Consider the following 18,040-nt stretch of genomic DNA (forward strand, 5'->3'; position numbering starts at 1 on the left):
ACCGTTGGAGTAGAATATTTTTAATCAAATATTAATGTATCAAGATATAACAAAATTAAAAGTGGGCCGTTAATGATGGCAAATGTTTAATCTTTTCACCCAAAAACTTAAACAAATGCACACGCCCTTCCTTTCTTTCCGTCTGGTTCGAGGTCTGCTCGCTATGGTGGCTCTCGCTTCTGTCACTCTCCTCACATCGTGCGACGACGATGACGATAACAACGTCATTCCCGCGCAGAACATCGTGCAGGTAGCGCAGGGCGATGCCCGGTTTTCGACGTTGGTAGCGGCCGTTACCAAGGCCGACCTAGGCACCACGCTTGCGGGCACGGGGCCGTTTACGGTATTCGCGCCCACCAACGATGCCTTTGCCAAGCTGGGCTCGCCCTTCAACTCGGCCGCCAGCATCACGGCCATTACCGATCCGGCCCAGATTGCCACACTGAAAGATATTCTGCTCTACCACGTAGTAGCCGGCGACATAAAGGCGGCTGATATTTCAACCGGTGCCAGCTCGCAGAAAACCGCCCGGCCAGCCAGCTCTGCCATTGTCAACGACAATACGATTTACCTTACCAAGAATGCCAACGGCGTATTCATCAACGGCCTGACTAAAGTGGTAGTGGCCGATGTTGATGCCTCCAACGGCACGATTCACGCCATCGACAACGTGCTGATGCCGCCGACCCAGTCGATTACTGAGATTTTAGCAGGTTTTAACACGGGACCTACTCCCGAATTTAGCCTGTTGCTACAAGCCCTAAGCCGCCCGGCTGCCGCCAGTATTCTGGCCGCTGCCGCCGACCCGGCCGCCAACATAACGGTGTTCGCGCCCACCGATGCGGCTTTTCGCACCCTGCTCAGCGGTGCTGCCCTTAGCTCCGTCTCCGATGCCAACCTTGTGGCCATTCTTTCGCGCCACGTAATTACCACGGGCCGGGTATTCTCGTCTGACTTAGCCGCCGGCCAGATTGCTACGGCTGCCGGAGCCAATACGGTTACCGTTGCTGCCAGCGGCACCGGCTTCACGGTGCGTGGCGGAACGGGTACGGCCGCCAATATTACGAACGCTAACATTTTGGCTGATAATGGGCTGGTGCATATCATCGATCAGGTGTTGCTGCCCTAGTTGCCGGCTGCTCGTCTTGCCGATGGGCTGCTACGCAGAAAAGCCCGGTTCCGCTTTGGCGGGGCCGGGCTTTTTTTTAGCTGAAGCTGAAAAGAATAGGGCAATACCCCTCGTTTCGCTGTTCAGCTGCGCTCCAGGGCCAGCTGGTAGGCGTGCTCGTAGTACACACGCAGGTTTTTCCAGTCGAACATTTCGGCCGAGCTTTCCACGTTGTTGCGTTGCATAATTCGCTCGCGGCGGTTGAGCTGCACGAATTCCCAGAGCATGTCGGTCAGTTCCTCGGCGGCCTCCTCGAAGCTCTTTTCCTGGCGATGCACCACAAAAATTCCTTGCTCTTCGTGGGTCGGCACGTTCTGCAGCACGTAGTCGCCGAAGCCCGACAAGTCGGAAGTAACGGCCGGCACGCCGCGGGCCACGCACTCCAGGGGCGTGTAGCCCCAGGGCTCGTAGTAGCTCGGAAACACGCCCAGGTGGCAGCCGCGCACAAACTGCCCGTACTCCATGCCAAACAGGGGCGAAGTGGGCGACACAAAATCGGGGTGGTACACGATTTTCACCCGGTCGTGCTGGTTGTTTACCAGGTTGGCCTGCCGCAGGAAGTGAAGGATGTCGTCGTTCTGGTCATCGACCAGGTTGTGGGTGATGACGGGGGGCAGCGCTTTGGTTTTCCAGCTTTGCAGGGTGCGGCGGTAGCGCAGGCGCCAGTAGTCGTCGACCATCGTGCTCAGGTCGGGCAGGCGGTTGTCGTCGGAAGCGGCGGCGGCAAAAAACAGCCGCTCGCCCACCTGCCGCTCAATGGCCTGGCAGGTTTCGCGCACTTCCTCCAGCACGGCCCGGCTATGCAGCACCTGGGGGTTGATGCTGTGGAAGGGCCGCTTGGTGATGAAAAACATGACCACGTTGGTTTCCAGCCCGCTTTGCTGCAGGCGGTAGTTGAGCCGGGCCAGGGCTTCCAGCGTCAGGTCGAAGCCTTTGTTGTGGTACTCGTAGCGGCCACTTGTAAACAGGTACAGCGTTTTGTCGAGGTCGAAGGAGTAGCTCTGGAAGAAATGCGCCATCACGAACTCGTGAATCTTGTTTTTGTACTGCTGGTGCAGGTTCTGGAACTCGTGCAGGGCCACAAACCGCTCGATGTTGAGGCCGTTGGGCAGCACGGCATCCGGAATCCGGTCGAGCAGGTAAATGCACTCGCGCACCGTCAGCTCGCTCACCGTGGTAAACACATGGGCCCCGTGCGCGGCGGCGCGCTCCATGGTTACGGCCGGCTCGATATTGAAGCGTTGCGCCTCCGCCTGCCAGTTCACCTGCATGAGGTGGTCGTAGAAGTTGGGGTCGTTCATGGCCAGATAGCGGCCCAGCAACGTAGCGTGGGTGGTGAACACCACCTGCACCGGCACCTGCTCGCGGCGCAGGGCCGGAATGGCCACGCCGGTCATCCACTCGTGGAAGTGGGCAATCAGCCGTTGGGGCGGATTCGTTTCGGCGGCCAGTAGCTGCAAAAATACCTTCGCCAGCTCGCCGAAGGCTACTACCTGGTGCAGCAGGTCGTCGGTGGCGGGCACCGGAATGTGGTGATGCTCCCAAAGGTCGGCCTTGATGGCGTCGAGCCGCGGGTAAGCCTGGTAGGGGTCGATGAGCACCACGCGGGGGCGCCCCGTTATAAGCCAGGTGCCCAGCTGCACCTGGTAGCCCAGCGCACGCATGGCCCGGACGGCGGCGGCAAATGGGTCGTCGGAGGTGGAAGAGGCCAGCTGCTCGTCGTCGTAGGGCTCGAACTCGGCCTGGGCCTGCTGCGGAAAGTAGGGCCCCAGCAGGCAGTACTGCTCGCCCCATACCTGCCGGGTAGCCGGCACCTTGCTGCGAATAACCGTATAAATGCCGCCCACCTGATTGCAGACTTCCCAAGCCACTTCCACCAGTAGGGTATTGGCAGCAATAGCGGCGGCGGTAGGAGCGGGGGCAAGCGAAGAAGTAGGCATTGACAGGGAATAAAGCGACGAGCCGCAAGCTACAAGCTTCGGGCTGTAAGTTGCAAGCTTTGGTTTTGAGCGGTAAACTAAGCTTCCTACGCTTGCGGCGTACAGCTTATAGCGTACGACTACCCCGGTTCCTGCGACAGGATCAGGACGGAGTAGGGCGCCAGGCCGAAGGTGCCGTGGAAGGGCTGGTCGTCGTATATGCCGGTTTCGGCCTCGCAATCCACGCTTTCGAAATTGCCAAACTCCTGGTCGTAGCCCTGCCAGTCGGAGTTGAAGCGCACGTGCCAGCGGCCGGCGCGGGGCAGACCGATGCGGTAGTTGTCGTGGCTCTGGTCGGCAAAGTTGCACAGTACCACCGTCGTGTCGCCCGGTCCGCCCTGTTCGCGGCGGATAAAGGCCAGCACCTTCTGCTCATCGTTGAGATGGTGTACTTCGGCGTGCTGGCCCAGCAGGCCGCGGGTATTACCTCCAAAGTTGCGGCGCAGCGCAATCAGGTCGCGGTAAAGGCGTACGAGGCCGGCGTGTTCCTCGGCGCGGCCCCAGTCGAGGGGCTGGTCGTCGGAGAACGAGCCGTCGGCCAGCATGGTCTGGCCCTGGAAAATCATCGGGATGCCTGGCACGGTCAGCACCAGCGCCGCGCCTAGGGTCGAGCGCTTTTTAGGAAACCAGGAGGCCGCCATACCGGGCATAATTTCCTCGGGTACCCGGGCCTTGCCGTTGGCCACTTCGTCGTGGCTTTCGGTGTATACCACCCGCTGGAAGGCCTCGCCGTTGTAGTGGTGCAGCACGGCCTCGGCCACGGCCGCCATGCTGCGGTCGGCGTCGTCGGGCGCGGTCAGCGCGTCGCGGACGGGGTACACGAAGCGGGCATCCCACTGGCTCGAAAAGCCTTGGCCGTCCTCTTCGGGGGCGCGGGTGATGTATTCGTCGCCCAGCAAATCCTCGGCAATCATGATTTTCCAGGGCATGCGGGCGCGCACCTCCTCGTTTATCCAGCGCATCAGGCTCCAGCCGTCGGGCAGGTCGTGGGCCGGGTCGGTGGTGCCGTTTACGTTGCGGATGTGCGCAATGGCGTCGCAGCGCAGCCCGTCGAGGCGGTAGTCTTCGAGCCACATGAGCACGTTGTCGCAGATGTAGCGGCGTACCGCCTCGCGGCCGTAATCGGGGCGGTTGTGGCCCCAGGGCGTTTCGGCGCGCCAGTCGTTGTAGAAGTAGATGCCGCCGCCGTCGTTTTCCTGCCAGCCATCAAATTGCCACAAATCCAGGTCGCCGGGCCCGAAATGGTTGTACACCACATCCAGAATAACGGCAATGCCGCGGCGGTGGGCCTGCTTGATGAACTCCTGAAAGCCCGCCGGCCCGCCGTAGTCGCCATCAATAGCAAAGGGGTGAGCGGGGTTGTAGCCCCAGCTCAGGCGGCCCGGAAAGGCCGCGGCGGGCATAATCTCCACGGCATTGATGCCCAGCTCGCGCAGGTGGTCGAGCTTTTCAATGGCGTCGTAGAACGTGCCGGGCCGCTCCGGGTCGGGCGTATAAAACGTACCAATGTGCAGCTCGTAAATTACCAGCTCGTTCCAGGCCGGCATCTGAAACGCATCATCTTCCCAGTCGAAATTGGGGTCGACCACCACCGAATGGCCGGCCGAATGAGTTACCTGGCGGGCGTAGGGGTCGTTTTTGGTCAACTCACCGTGGGGCGTGGTCAGGTGGAATTTGTACCCGGTGCCGGGGCCGAGTCCGGCGAAGTCGGCGGTCCAATAGCCTTCGCCTTCAGACGTGAGCGGGTGCGTGGTGGCGTTCCAGTCGTTGAACGGGCCCACCAGGGCCACGGCCGTAGCCGCCGGCGCCCACACCCGGAATGTGGTGCCACCGGCGTAGGGGCGGGCCCCCATACCGCCCAACACAGTGGGCGTAGGGTTGCTGTTGGAAGGAGCGGGAAGCGGGGTAATAGCAGTTTCAGGCATGAAGTCTATGAAAAAGGCCGCCACTGATAACCGAGGCGGCCAAAGTTTCTTTACTGCTGGGGTTGCGTGAAGGTTATGGGCGGGACTACCTGAACGGGCCAGGCGCGCACGTCGCTTTGCCGGGAATGGGGCCGTTTGGCCGGCAGCATTTACAGGCGTTCGGCAACAACCAGTTGCCCGGCCAGAGTTGGCGCTGCGTTTAGCTCCGTACTTGTCCGATGGTCAGGAATTACCAGGGTCGTTCTACCCCAAGTAGCCCCGGCAGTAGCAGATTTGTCTGCTACTGCCGGGGCTACTTGGGGTTTGTAATCCAGCGCTTACGTGTTCCAGGGCTTACTTAACGATAGTGGGCTTAAAGGTTTTGATGATGCGGACCGGCGCACTGCCATTGGTAGGCACCACCTCAAACGAAACCCGCACCCCCACAATGCGCAGTTCGGCCGTGGCTTCGAGGGTTGTGCCGGCATAGAACTGCGGGCTTATGGAGTTATCGTCGCTGGCGGCGGCAATCAGGGTCTGTTGAACGTCGCGGATGGTTGCGGCGCTGGTAGTAGCCGGATTGAAGAGGTAGCGCACCGAGGGCACATCCAGGCTGTAGCGGTAGCGGTACGTCTGGCCGGGCTGCTCCTGCGCCTGCACCACTGGTGGCTGGGCCAGATTGAACACGCCGGCCGCATCGTTGTAGAGCGGGGCCAGCCCTTTGGTAGCTGCGTTGTTGTACCCCGGCACGGGCAACGACGGGCCTAACACCGGCACCAGTGGCCCTCTGGTAATTTGAGCGGGCGCCTTCCATTTTAAAGCAGTGCCGGCCGTCTGGGCTGCCTGGGTTACCACTCCATCGAGCAGGTCGCTGTTAACCGGGTCGGTTAGGGCCCGGCGCAGGCCTTCGGTACCGAAGCCTGCGTTCTGTAGCCGGTCGATGCCGCCTGCCCCGTACACCAGCAACTCGGCCTGACCACTAAACGATAATGATGCGCCGGGACTGTTGAAGTCGGTTCCCGTATTGCGCAAGCCCACAGGCAGCGTCGAAAAGGGTACTCCACCCAACAGGCCCGTAGCAGAGGCATTAGCCAAGTCCCACTGAAACAATAAGGTTTCGGCCGATTGCTCCCGCAGGAAGGGGTCGTAAGCTAACTCCACCTGGGTGGCGAACCAAATAGACCTATTAAGCGGCTGCGGCTCGAGTGCTGAAGCGAAGGGTGCGTTCTGCGCGAGGTCGATGATGCTCTGACCACCAAAGTTGAGTAGCGAAGATTGGGCCGCATAGCTGCCAGTCAGCCGCAGAGTGCTGGCCAGTATCCCCGACGGGGGCAACTGGCTGGTGCTACTATCCAGATAATAGTACAGCCGCATTACGCCCCGAAACTTGTTGTAGAAGACCAGAATTTTTGAGCTTGAGGAACTGGTTTTGGAATTGTTATTCAAAAAGAGCTCCCAGCCATCAGTACGCTTATAATCATTGGCCCATTCAACTGGAAACGTGCGGCTGGCATTAGGTGCCCACGGCAGCGGCACGGCTGGCTGGTTGGGCGGGGCGGGCAGGATTAAATCGGTTTCCCAATCGAATTTATACTCCGCGTCGTTCTTGGTCGGCGGAGTTGGTAACACGGGCTGCGGCACTATAGTAGCCTGGCCGGTAGTGTTGGTGCCGGTCCGAACTGAAATGACGGGCTGGGCTTCCTGCCGGTCTGCGCAACCGGCAAAGGCCAGGGTTGCCAATAGGGTAACAGCGGATAGTTTAAAATGAAAAGTCATAAGTAAGGAGTGGAAAGAGCATGAACTCAAATATATATTCCAGATTCTGGAATTGAAGGAACTGCCGAAGGCCGGGCCAGTTGTGGGGTTTGCGTATTTTAGCGGCTCACCTCAATCATTTAACCTGTTTACAAGTTGGATAAGGCGTAGTAACCCGGTTCCCCATCCACTTTTTATGCCCCGACCCAAACCCGTGGTGTTCGGCCTCTATGGCTGGACGCCCGAATACGGCTACTCCTACATCCATCCCGCCAACCGCCGCTCCTTCGAGTGGCTGGAGCCGCTGGGCAAAGTGTTCGAGAAAATCGACGAAAACGACGACTGGATTATCCTGCGCTACGACGAGCAGCAGTTCTTCGTCAGCGCCGAGCTGTTCAAGGAGCTCTACCAGAAACCGGCCTTCAGCTTCGGCGACCAGGTGAAAACCACCGCCCCGCCCGCCCACCAGGGCCTTATTTCCGACGTGTACTTCGATGAGCGCGCCGACACGTTTCAGTTCCAGCTGGTAGAGAAGAAGCGCAAGGTGCAGCGCGTGTTTGAGGCAGCGGAGTTGGTGGGAGAGTAGAGGAGAAGTGCAAAAATAACGTGTCATGCGGAGCGTAGTCGAAGCATCTCTACCGCAATGGTAGCTCTGACGCTGGGTTTACTACTGCGGTAGAGATGCTTCGACTACACTCCGCATGACACGTACTTTTTCCTCACCATTTCACCGCTAAAGCCCCACCACAATACCGATTACCACGGCCACCGCGCCCAGGGCCAGTAGCAGCAGGTACAGCGGGAAGGCAAACTTCCACCACTCGTCAAACCGCACGCCGCAGGCAGCCACAATGGCGACCAGGGCGCCGTTGGTGGGCGTTATCAGCTCGCAAAGGCCGGCGCCATATTGGTAGGCCAGCACCGTAACCTGGCGCGAGAGGCCGATGAGGTCGGAGAGGGGCACGAGCAGTGGCATGGTGAGCACGGCCTGGCCGCTGACCGAGGGCACGGGCAGGTGCAGGGCCGTGTGTACGCCCATCATGCCCAGCGCCGCCACCCAGGCGGGCATCCCGGCCAGCGGGGCCGAGAGGGAATTGACGATGGTATCGACAATCTGGCCTTGCTCCAGCACCACGAAAATGGCGCGGGCAAAACCAATCAGTAGGGCCGAAAAGGCAATGTCGCGGAAGCCGGCAATGAAGCCCTCGGCGGTGCCCGTGAGGCCCAGGCCGCCCACGAGGCCGGCCAGCACGCCCATCGTGAAGAACAAGGCCGCCATCTGCTCGAAATCCCAGCCCAGCTTTAGCACGCCGTAGGCGAAGAACGCGAATCCGCCCAGCAGCAGCGCCAGCACCAGCCCATGGTTGCGGCCCGTGACCAGCGTGCCTTTCGGATCGGCTTCCTCGCTGGTTTCGGGCGTTATGCGGTGGCGTTGGGCGTAGCGCACGGTGCCGCCAATCCAGATAATCAGGGCCAGCAGCAGAAACACCAGCCGAAAGCCGCCGCCCGAGAGCAGCGGCAGCTGGGCCAGCTTCTGGGCAATGCCCACCTGAAACGGGTTGAGCGGGCTGAACGCCGCGCCCACCGCCGCCGAGCCGATGCTGACAGCGGCAGCCGTGACAACCGGGTAGCCAATGCGGCGCATCAGAATCAGGAGCACCGGCACCAGGGGTACGATTTCCTCCTGCATATTCTCCAGCGCGCCCATAGTGGCAAACAGCACCGAAATAATGGGAATCACCACCGCCTCGCGCCCCCGAAACTTCTCCAGCAGCCAATCCACGCCCCGGCGCAAGGCCCCCGTGAGGTCGACCACGGTAAAGGCGCCGCCGGCCAGGAACACTAGGAAAATCACGGCCGCCGCGTCTACCAGTCCTTTCGGAATATCGACCAAGGCCTGCAATGGGCTGACCGGCGTGGCGGGCACGCGGTGGTAGGAGCCGGGCACCACTACGTCGCGGCCGGTGGCGGCATCGGGGATGCGCTCGAATACGCCGGCCGGCAGCACATAGCTCAAGGCGCAGGCCAGCAAAATAAAGCCCACCAGCAAAACCAGCGGGTGTGGAAATCGAATCGTCTTCATGGGAGCGAAGGTAGGGGGTGAGATGGTGATGAGGCGAAAGTTGATAGGGTGAAGACGTGTCATTCTGAGCGAAGGCGAAGCCCTAGTCGAAGAATCTCGCGTGCTGACGTTGCCAGACAAACCCTGCTATCGGGAGTACTTTGGCCCGCGAGGTTCTTCGACTAGGGCTCCGCCTTCGCTCAGAATGACAAAGCTCATCACCCCGTTATCTTTGCCCCGCCATGAAGTACCCCGAGTTCAAAGCGCTGAACATGTTTCGCCAGGCCGAGTACCTGGCCGGGCACGGGCGGCTGCTGGCCGAGCGGCGCGAAGACAGCTTCCGGTTGCGGCTGTTCGCGGTGGCCGATTTCTACGCCGAGCAGTGGTGCGAGTACGATAACGAACACCTGCTCTTCATCCACCTCTTTCGCCACCCCGCCGGCCTGCGCGATTATCTGCCTGCCATCCGGCTGCCCCGCGACCTGTAACCAGTATCCGCAAAATTATATATTTGGGGGATGAAAAGTCCTTGCCTGCTGCCGGCGCTGCTGGCCCTGCTCAAGTTTGCCACCGGCTACGGGCTGGCCAGCCGCGCCTACGAGCTGCACCGCGACGAATACCTCTACCTCGAATACGGCCGCCACCTAGCTTGGGGCTACCTGGAGGTGCCGCCCCTCACGGCCCTGCAAAGCTGGGTTACGCTGGCACTGGGCGGCAGTTGGTTCTGGGTGAAATTCTGGCCGTTGCTCTGGGGCAGCCTCACTATCTACTTGGTGGGGCGGGCCGTGCAGCGCCTAGGCGGCGGACCCTGGGCGGTGGCGCTGGCCGGCCTGGGCTACCTGCTGGGGGCCTACGCCCGGCTCAACTTTCTGTTCCAGCCCAACGCGTTCGAGGTGCTGGCCTTCACGGCCGTTGGCTACTGGCTGATTTGCTACGTGCAGCAGCCGGCCCCGCGCTGGCTCTACGCCATGGGGGCTGTGCTGGGGCTGGCGCTGCTGAACAAGTATTCGGCTCTCTTCTACATTGGTGCGTTGCTGGCGGCGCTGCTGCTCACGCCGTTGCGGCGGGTGCTGGCTACGCGGCATTTCTGGCTGGCGGCGGGCCTGGCGCTGCTGCTGTGGCTGCCCAACCTGACCTGGCAAATTGGGCACGGATTGCCGGTGCTCCACCACATGGCGCTGCTGCGCGAAAGCCAGTTGGTGCACGTATCGGTGGCCGGGTTCTGGCAAAGCCAGCTGCTGATGAACGCGCTGAGCCTGTGGGTGTGGGTGCCCGGGCTGCTGGCGTTGCTGCTGAGCCGGCGGCTGCAACCCTACCGGGTGCTGGGGCTGGTGTACGTGGGTGGCCTGCTGCTGCTCACGCTGCTGCACGGCAAAGACTACTACGCCTTGGGCTACTACCCGCTGCTGATGGCCGCTGGCGCCGCCTGGTGGCAGCAGTGGCTACGCAGCCGGCCGCGCCTAGGCCGCGTGCTCCGGCCCGCGCTGCTGGTGCTGCCCCTGGCCCTCAGCCTTCGGATGCTGCCGCTGCTGTTCCCAATTGAGCCCCCCGCCGGCATGCTGGCCCACCGGGCGCGCTACGAGCGGGTGGGCGCGCTGCGTTGGGAAGACGGCCAAAACCACCCGCTGCCCCAAGACTACGCCGACATGCAGGGCTGGCGCGAGCTGGCCGATAAAACCTGGGCGGCCTACGCGGCGCTGCCACCCGAAGCGCGGGGCCATACCCTCATTCTGGCGGACAACTACGGCCAGGCCGGCGCCATCAACTACTACAACCGCCACCGCCGCAACTTACCGCCGGCCAACAGCTTCAACGGCAGCTACCTGTTCTGGCAGCCCCCTGCGCCACCCGGCGGCTGGCAGTACGTGCTGCTGGTAGAGGAAGACCCCACGCCGGGCCTGGAAAAGCACTTCCAAACCCTGCAAAAGGTGGGGCAGGTGCGCAACCCCTACGCCCGCGAGCAGAATACCCGCATCCGGCTCGGCACCCACCCCGATGCTGCCATTCTGGCCTACGCCGCCGAGGAGCACCGCCGCGAGCTGGCCGCCTGGGGGCAGTTTTAAGGTGGGTTTTGGGTTGATATGGTGCACCCCAGCCCCCAGGTTTGGTTTCCGCGCATTTTGAGCGAACTTCACGGCTTCCCACCCAATGCAATCCGTTATGAAAAAACTTCTGTTTGGCCTGCTGCTACTCGGCTCGCACGCGCTGCTAGCCCAGGACGCCGCCACCTACCAGATGCCCCCCAAAGCCCTGGCCGACCTCGTAACCGTGGCGCCCACGCCGGGCGTAAGCGTCGATTCGAAGGGCCAGTATATGGTGATTCTGGAGCGAGCCGCCAACCCCACTATCGCCGAGCTGTCGCAGCCCGAAATGCGGCTGGCGGGTGTGCGGCTAAACCCCGCCACCAACGGCCCCAGCCGGGCCCAGTACCTGACCGGCCTGAAGCTGAAAAAGCTGCCCGCCGGCGCTGAAACAGCCGTAACCGGCCTGCCCGCCGAGGCCCAGCTCAGCTACCTGCAATGGTCGCCCGACGAAACCAGAATCGCCTTCACCAACACCACCGACGGCCAGATTGAGCTGTACGTGGCCGACGTGGCGACGGGCGCGGCCCGGCGCGTGGGTAGTGTGGCCCTGAACGCCGTGCTGGGCACGCCCTACAACTGGCTGCCCGATGGCCAGGGCTTTATTGTGCGGGCTGTGCCGGCTGAGCGCGGGGCGGTACCGGCCGCCGGCCGGGTGCCCAGCGGGCCTACGGTGCAGCAGAACCTGGGCCGTTCGGGCCAGGCTCCTACGTACCAGGATTTGCTCAAAAACCCCTCTGATGAGAAGCAGTTCAACTACTACGCCACGGCGCAGGTAATGCGGCTGGGGCTTGATGGCCAGACCAAGGCCATCGGCCAGCCGGGCATCATCACCGGCGCGCAGGCCTCGCCCGATGGGCGGTTTGTGCTGACGGAAACGGTGCATGCGCCGTTTTCCTACCTCGTGCCGGTCTACCGCTTCCCGCTGCGCACCGAGGTGTTCAGTATAGATGGTACACTGGTGAAAACGCTGGCCGACACGCCCGCCCAGGAAAACGTGCCCTATAGCCCCGACGGCGCCCCCACCGGCCCCCGCGACTACGCCTGGCGCACCGACGTGCCGGCCACGGTATTCTATACCGAAGCCCAGGACGGCGGCGACCCCAAGCAGAAAGCGGATATCCGCGACAAAGTATTCGCGCTCGACGCGCCGTTTACCAGCGCCCCCCAGCAGATTTACGCCGCCCAGTATCGTTTTGGGGGTTTCGAGTGGGGCGATGATAAGGTGGCCCTGGCTACCGAGCGGTGGTGGCAGTCGCGCAAGAGCCTGACCAAAGTGGTGAACCCGCGCACCTGGCAGACCCGCGTGTTGTTCGACCGCTCGTACGAGGACCGCTACTCCGACCCCGGCCAGCCCGACACCCGCCGCAACCAGTACGGCCGCGACGTGCTTAACCTGCTGCCCAACGGTGAGCTGCTGATGCTGAATGGCACCGGCGCCTCCAGCACCGGCGACCGGCCCTTCGTGCGTGTGCTCAACCTGAATACCGGCCAGAGCAAGGAACTGTGGCGCTCCGAAGCCCCGCGCTTCGAGCGCCCCGTAGCCGTGCTCGATGCCAGGAAGCGCGTGCTGCTCACCACCCAGGAGCAGCCCGACGAAAACCCGAACTACTACATTCGCAACTTAGCCAAGCGCAGCGCCCCCCAGCGCGTCACCAACTTCCCGCACCCGTACCCGCAGCTCAAGGGCATCCAGAAAGAGCAAATCCGCTACAAGCGCGCCGATGGCGTGGAGCTGACGGCCATGCTGTACCTGCCGGCCGGCTACAAGAAATCCGACGGGCCGCTGCCCACCTTTTTGTGGGCCTACCCGGCCGAGTTCAAGAGTGCCGCCGCCGCCGGCCAGGTGAACGGCTCGCCCTACCAGTTCAACCGCATCAGCTACTGGGGCGCGGCCGCTTTCGTCACAATGGGCTACGCCGTGCTCGACAACGCCAGCATCCCGATTGTGGGCGAGGGCAGCAAGGAGCCGAACGACACCTACGTGACGCAGCTCGTATCGAGCGCCCAGGCTGCCATTGAAGAGGGCGTGCGCCGGGGCGTGGTGGATGCCAACCGCGTGGCCGTGGGCGGCCACTCCTACGGGGCTTTCATGACGGCCAACCTACTCACCCACAGCAACTTGTTCCGGGCCGGGGTGGCTCGCAGCGGTGCTTACAACCGTACGCTCACGCCCTTTGGTTTCCAGAACGAGCAGCGCACCTACTGGCAGGCCCCCGACGTGTACAACACCATGTCGCCCTTCCAGAATGCCGATAAGATGAAGACCCCGCTGCTGCTCATCCACGGCGAGGCCGACAACAACACCGGCACCTTCCCGATGCAGTCGGAGCGCTACTACACGGCTCTCAAGAGCTACGGCGCCAGCACCCGCCTAGTGCTGCTGCCCTACGAAAGCCACGGCTACACGGCCAAGGAGTCGCTGCTGCACATGCTCTGGGAGATGAACAGCTGGCTCGATAAGTTCGTGAAGAATGCCCCGGCCGCTACGCCCGATAAGTCGGTTGGGCAGGCGGGTAACGGCACGAAGTAACATCTCCCCGTCGCCTACTAAAACGGCCTCATCCACAATGTGGGTGAGGCCGTTTTAGTAGGCGAAGCTTGGCGCAAGGCCAGTTGTAGACGAAAGGCCTATCTGCGTCTCGTCGTTGAACGAAATCGTCCGAGCGGCACGAACGGCGGGACACGAATAGGCGTCTCTACAACCCCCCGAACTGCCGGCCGAAATAGTCGCCGGGGTTCCAGCGGGGGCGTTCGGGGGCCTGGGCCACCAGGTAGCCGACCAGGAAGTTGAGCTGCACGTAGGTGCGGCCGGCCTCGAAATCGAAGGTGCCGCTCATGTCGTCCTGGGGCTTGTGGTAGGTGAGGGCCCGCCACTGCTTCACCTGCTCGCTGAGGTTGTTGCGGCCGTCGGGCGTGCGGTTGCCGTACTTGAGGTGCAGCGCCGGAATGCCCTGGGCCACGAAGCTGTACTGGTCGGAGCGGATGAAGCGGTTCTGCTCGGGTTCGGGGTCGTCCTCCACCGTCAGTTTCAAATACGCTGCCGCCTGGGCTACCGGCGCGGCCAGCGTGGAGTGCTGGGCTCCCAGCGGCACTACGGCCAGCAGGGGCGCAATCAGGGTGGGCATGTCGGTGTTCACGTTGGCTACGAGGCTGGCGGCGGGCACAGTGGGCCGGGCCGCAAAATAGGCCGAGCCCAGCAACCCCAGCTCCTCGCCGGTTTGCAGCACGAACAGGATGCTGCGGAGAGGCTTTTGCTTGAGCCGCGAATAGATGCCCGCAATTTCAAGCACCGAGGCCACGCCCGTGGCATTGTCGTGGGCGCCGTTATAGATGGAGTCGCCGCGCACTGGCGCGCCCACGCCCAGGTGGTCGAGGTGGGCCGAATGCACCACGTACTCATCGCGCAGCTTAGCATCAGAACCCGTGATTTTGCCCACCACGTTGTAGGAATCAAAATCTTGGTAAGCCGATTCCCAACGGGCCGATAGCGTGCCGGGCAGCGCCACCGGCGCGGGCTGACTGGCGCGCAGGCGTTGCATAATCTGGGTCGTGTCGGAGGCGGCGGCGCGTAGCAGGGTTTGCAGGCCGGCGGCCGAGAGCGTGCCGACAAGGGCCACCCCGCCAGGTCCGCTCACAAAGCCCCGGCTAGCGGCCACCTTGCCATCGGCCCCCAGCACGCTGGTGCTCGAAGCCAGCCGCGCCGGATTGCCCGAAGCGGGCCGCAGCGTGGCAAACAGCACGCCCACCGCCCCGTGGGCCGCGGCGGTACGCACAATTTGGGTCTGGTCCTGGCTGGCCGCGGCCACGGTGCTCGGGAAGGCGGGCGGGGCTCCGCGCAACACGACCACCACCTTGCCGCGGGCGTCGAGGCCCTGGTAGTCGTCGTAATTTTCGGCCGGGGCCGAGATGCCGTGGCCGGCAAACACGAGGCCGGTGGCCGGTAGTTGGGCGGTAGGCTGCTCGGGGTGAGGCAGCAGGCCGATGGCATCAAGCGGTAGCCCAGCCTGGCCGGCCGCTGACTGGTAGCTCACGCTGGCTCCCGGCCGCACCGTGGCCCGGCGCAGACGCACGCGCTGGGTGAAGCCGCCGTTTTCGCCGGCCGGCTCTACGCCCCGTTCTTTCAGCTGGGCCACCACATAATCGACGGCCAGCTGGTAGCCGGGCGTGCCGGGCTTGCGGCCCAGCAGCCGGTCATCGGCCAGATAGGCCACGTGGGCCCGCATGGCCTCGGGCCGCACCTGTCCCAAGGCCCGGCGCACGGGTTTAGGCAGGTTAAGTGAGGAGGGCGAGCTGGTCTGGGCGGCCGCCCCGAAACCGGGCAGCAGTAGGGCAGGCAACAGGAGCAGAGTCGAGAACTTCATCAGGCGAACATACGCCGAAAGTCCTGGCCTGCCGCGCTGAAAGGGTGCCGAATGGTTGTAGAGACGCCTCTTTGCGTCTCGTCGTTGCTGGTGTTGCTGACCATTCAACGCCGAGACGCAAAGAGACGTCTCTACAACCGCACCATATGAATGTGCGGGATGTCGTCCTCCAGATACCCTTCGCCCACCTGCCGGAAGCCGAAGCTTTCGTAGAACGCCTGCAGATACAGCTGGGCCCCAATTTGGATGGGCTGGGGGCTAAACTGGCGCGCGATACCGGCAATAGCCTCACGCATCAGTTCGCGGCCCAGGCCCGTGCGGCGGTGGCGCGGGCTGCTCACCACCCGCCCAATGCTGGCCTCGGGAAAGGCAATACCGGGCCCAAACAGCCGGGCGTAGGCGGCCAACTCGCCGTTGGATGCGTGGCCTAGCAGGTGCCAAGCTGCCTGGTCGAGCCCGTCAATGTCCTGAAATGGGCAGGTTTGCTCCACCACGAATACTTCGGAGCGCAGCTGCAGCTGCGCGTACAGTTCGGTGGTGGTCAGGTCGGCGAAGGGCTTGAGGGTCCAGATTAGGGGCATGGGGCAAAGGTACGGCGCTGGGCCCAGCGGGCCCAGCGCCGTAAACCGGTCCGGTCCGCCGGCTTTAAACATTAATATATAGTTTTTATTGGATATTGTAGCTAATTCGGTGGGATTGGGCCCGGTAGCTGCCCGGCAGGGGGCGGGTAAGCTTAGCAATATTGAGAATATGAGGCTTTTGGGCCGGTTGGTACTAGGGTGCATATTGGGGCTATTTGCCCTAGGTGAAGCCCGCGCCCAGCCCCCGCGGCCCCCACGCTCATCCGTCGACAGCCTGCAGGCACTCCTGGCGCAGGCCCGCACCGACAGCAGCCGGGTGGAGCTGTTTTACTTGCTCAGCGACCAGCTCTGGGCCTCCGATACCGAGGCCGCCGCCGTGTATGCCCGCCGTTCGTTGGCCCTAGCCCGGCGCACCGGTAACCGCCGGGGCGAGGGAGCGGCCCTCAACCGGCTGGGCGCAGCCCTGCGCGAAAGCAACCTGAGCCAGGCGCTTCAGCTGTTTCAGGAGTCGCTGCGCATCGGCGAAGAGCTAAAAGATTTGGGCCTGCAGGCCCAGAACCTGCGCAGCATTGGCATTATTTACGTGTACCTGCGCGAGCAGCAGCTGGGGCTATCCTATTATTTCCGGGCTCTGCGCCTCGATCGGCTCATCCGCGACCAGCGGCGCGAGGTGGTGGAGCTCAGCAACATTGGGCTGGCCTACGACCTGTACGGCCAGGTAGATTCGGCCGCCTACTACCAAAATCAGGCCTACGCGCTGGCCCGGCAGCAGGGCTCGCTCACCAACTACATTCTCTATGGCCTGGGCAATGTGGCCCGGCAGCGCGGCCAGGTGGCACAGGCCCGTGCCTACTACCGCCACAGCTTGGCCGAGTCGCGGCAACGGGGGCACTTGCGCAGTCTCAACTTTTCGTACCTGGGGCTGGCCGCATTGCACCAGCAGCTTGGCCAGCCCGATTCTGCTATTTACTACGCCCGGCTGGGCACGCAGGCGGCCCGGCAAAACGGCTTTCTGCGCGGCGTACTCAATGGCAGCCTGATCCTGACGCACGAGTTTGCGCAGCGGCAGCAGGCCGATAGCGCTTTCCGGTACCAGACGCTGCTGGTGGCCATGAAAGACACCCTGTTCGGGCAGGAGAAGGTAATGCGCCTGCAAAACGTGAACTACCAGGAACGGCTGCGGGCCCAGCAGGCCGCCGCGGCCCAGCGGGTGCTCAAAACCCGCTACCAAACCTACGCGCTGCTGGCCGGGGTGGGCGGGCTGCTGCTGGTGCTGGCCCTGCTCGTGCGCCACGACCGGCAGCAGCAGCGCACCAACGCCGCCCTGCAAGCCTCGCTGGCCGAGCTCCGCGAAGCCCAACTGATGCTGGTGCAGCGCGAGAAAATGGCGTTTCTGGGCGAAATGACGGCCGGTGTAGCCCATGAGCTGCAAAATCCGCTGGGCTTCGTGAAGCAATTTGCGGCCGTAAGTGCCAACCTGATCGACGAAATCAGCGGGGCCCAGCGGCTGGCCCGCGACGAATACCTGGAGCGCGACCTGTTTGAGGGCCTGAAGGAAAATCTGCGCGAAATCAGCCAGCACGGGCAGCGGGCCACGGCCATCATCAGGGGCATGCTCGACCATGCCCGCACCGGCCAGACCCCGCACGAATCCGCCGACCTCAACGAGCTGGCCCGCCAGAACCTCGCGCTGGCCTACGAGGGCGTCCGCCACCAGCTGCCCGGCTTTGAAGCCACCCTTGTTACGGCCACCCTCGACCCGCACCTGCCGCCGCTGCCCGTAGTGGCCGCCGACCTGGGCCGGGTGCTGCTCAACCTCTGCACCAACGCCCTGTACGCCGTGCGCCAGCGCCAGCCAACGGCGCCGGCCAACTACGCGCCCACCGTGGAAATCGGGAGCCGGGCGCTACCCGGCGGCGGGGCCGAGCTGTGGGTGCGCGACAATGGCGGGGGCATTCCGGCCGAGGTGCAGGCCCGCATTTTCGAGCCCTTTTTCACCACCAAACCCTCCGGCGAGGGCACCGGCCTGGGGCTTTCTCTCTCCCACGACATCATCGTGAGTGGTCACGGCGGCACGTTGCGGGTCGAGTCGGTGGTGGGGGAGGGCAGCCGGTTTGTGGTGGAGCTGCCGGTGGGGTAGCGGTGA

12 protein-coding genes are annotated in these 18,040 nt (G+C 63.1%); 6 read left to right on the forward strand and 6 right to left on the reverse strand.

Annotated features, from left to right (window positions below):
- Nucleotides 1-163 precede the first annotated feature (163 nt).
- Nucleotides 164-1,129, forward strand: a complete 966-nt coding sequence (locus tag BLW21_RS12550) for a fasciclin domain-containing protein (protein WP_092740507.1) — start codon at nt 164-166, stop codon at nt 1,127-1,129.
- 122 nt (nt 1,130-1,251) lie between these two features.
- Here the strand turns inward: BLW21_RS12550 and BLW21_RS12555 are convergent, their stop codons facing one another.
- From BLW21_RS12555 to BLW21_RS12565, 3 genes are all read right to left on the reverse strand, one after another.
- Nucleotides 1,252-3,108 carry a glycosyltransferase gene (locus tag BLW21_RS12555; RefSeq protein WP_092740509.1) on the reverse strand — a complete coding sequence of 619 codons (1,857 nt, stop codon included), beginning with the start codon at nt 3,106-3,108 and terminating at the stop codon, nt 1,252-1,254.
- 119 nt (nt 3,109-3,227) lie between these two features.
- Nucleotides 3,228-5,072, reverse strand: a complete 1,845-nt coding sequence (locus BLW21_RS12560; protein ID WP_245711887.1) for an alpha-amylase family glycosyl hydrolase — start codon at nt 5,070-5,072, stop codon at nt 3,228-3,230.
- Between the two features lie 333 nt (nt 5,073-5,405).
- Nucleotides 5,406-6,827 (reverse strand): hypothetical protein, encoded by a 1,422-nt coding sequence (locus tag BLW21_RS12565; protein WP_139255200.1) that lies wholly within the window; start codon nt 6,825-6,827, stop codon nt 5,406-5,408.
- A gap of 175 nt (nt 6,828-7,002) precedes the next feature.
- On the opposite strand from BLW21_RS12565, the gene BLW21_RS12570 reads away from it, so the two are divergent.
- Complete coding sequence (locus tag BLW21_RS12570; protein WP_092740513.1) at nt 7,003-7,392, forward strand: DUF6960 family protein; 390 nt, start codon at nt 7,003-7,005, stop codon at nt 7,390-7,392.
- A gap of 147 nt (nt 7,393-7,539) precedes the next feature.
- Here the strand turns inward: BLW21_RS12570 and BLW21_RS12575 are convergent, their stop codons facing one another.
- Entirely contained in the window at nt 7,540-8,889 is a 1,350-nt protein-coding gene (locus BLW21_RS12575; RefSeq protein ID WP_175470956.1) for a YfcC family protein, read from the reverse strand.
- Between the two features lie 221 nt (nt 8,890-9,110).
- Here BLW21_RS12575 and BLW21_RS12580 point away from each other — a divergent pair, with 221 nt between their 5' ends.
- The 3 genes from BLW21_RS12580 to BLW21_RS12590 all read left to right on the forward strand — a co-directional run bounded on the left by BLW21_RS12580 (nt 9,111) and on the right by BLW21_RS12590 (nt 13,482).
- Nucleotides 9,111-9,356, forward strand: coding sequence for a hypothetical protein (locus BLW21_RS12580; RefSeq protein WP_092740517.1), 246 nt, complete (start codon nt 9,111-9,113; stop codon nt 9,354-9,356).
- A 30-nt stretch (nt 9,357-9,386) separates the two neighbouring features.
- On the forward strand, nt 9,387-10,931 hold the full coding sequence (locus tag BLW21_RS12585; RefSeq protein ID WP_092740519.1) for a glycosyltransferase family 39 protein: 1,545 nt from the start codon (nt 9,387-9,389) through the stop codon (nt 10,929-10,931).
- 97 nt (nt 10,932-11,028) lie between these two features.
- The gene (locus tag BLW21_RS12590) at nt 11,029-13,482 is read left to right on the forward strand and encodes a S9 family peptidase (protein WP_092740521.1); all 2,454 of its coding nucleotides are present in this window, start codon (nt 11,029-11,031) and stop codon (nt 13,480-13,482) included.
- A 166-nt stretch (nt 13,483-13,648) separates the two neighbouring features.
- Here BLW21_RS12590 and BLW21_RS12595 read toward each other — a convergent pair whose 3' ends face one another.
- Both BLW21_RS12595 and BLW21_RS12600 read right to left on the reverse strand, forming a co-directional pair.
- Nucleotides 13,649-15,313, reverse strand: coding sequence for a M28 family peptidase (locus BLW21_RS12595; protein WP_092740523.1), 1,665 nt, complete (start codon nt 15,311-15,313; stop codon nt 13,649-13,651).
- Nucleotides 15,314-15,444: 131 nt separating this feature from the next.
- The gene (locus BLW21_RS12600) at nt 15,445-15,894 is read right to left on the reverse strand and encodes a GNAT family N-acetyltransferase (protein ID WP_092740605.1); all 450 of its coding nucleotides are present in this window, start codon (nt 15,892-15,894) and stop codon (nt 15,445-15,447) included.
- A gap of 169 nt (nt 15,895-16,063) precedes the next feature.
- Here BLW21_RS12600 and BLW21_RS12605 point away from each other — a divergent pair, with 169 nt between their 5' ends.
- Complete coding sequence (locus BLW21_RS12605) at nt 16,064-18,034, forward strand: tetratricopeptide repeat-containing sensor histidine kinase (RefSeq protein WP_139255201.1); 1,971 nt, start codon at nt 16,064-16,066, stop codon at nt 18,032-18,034.
- Nucleotides 18,035-18,040 lie beyond the last annotated feature (6 nt).

This window comes from Hymenobacter psychrophilus (assembly GCF_900107135.1).
GTDB classification, from domain to species: Bacteria; Bacteroidota; Bacteroidia; order Cytophagales; family Hymenobacteraceae; genus Hymenobacter; species Hymenobacter psychrophilus.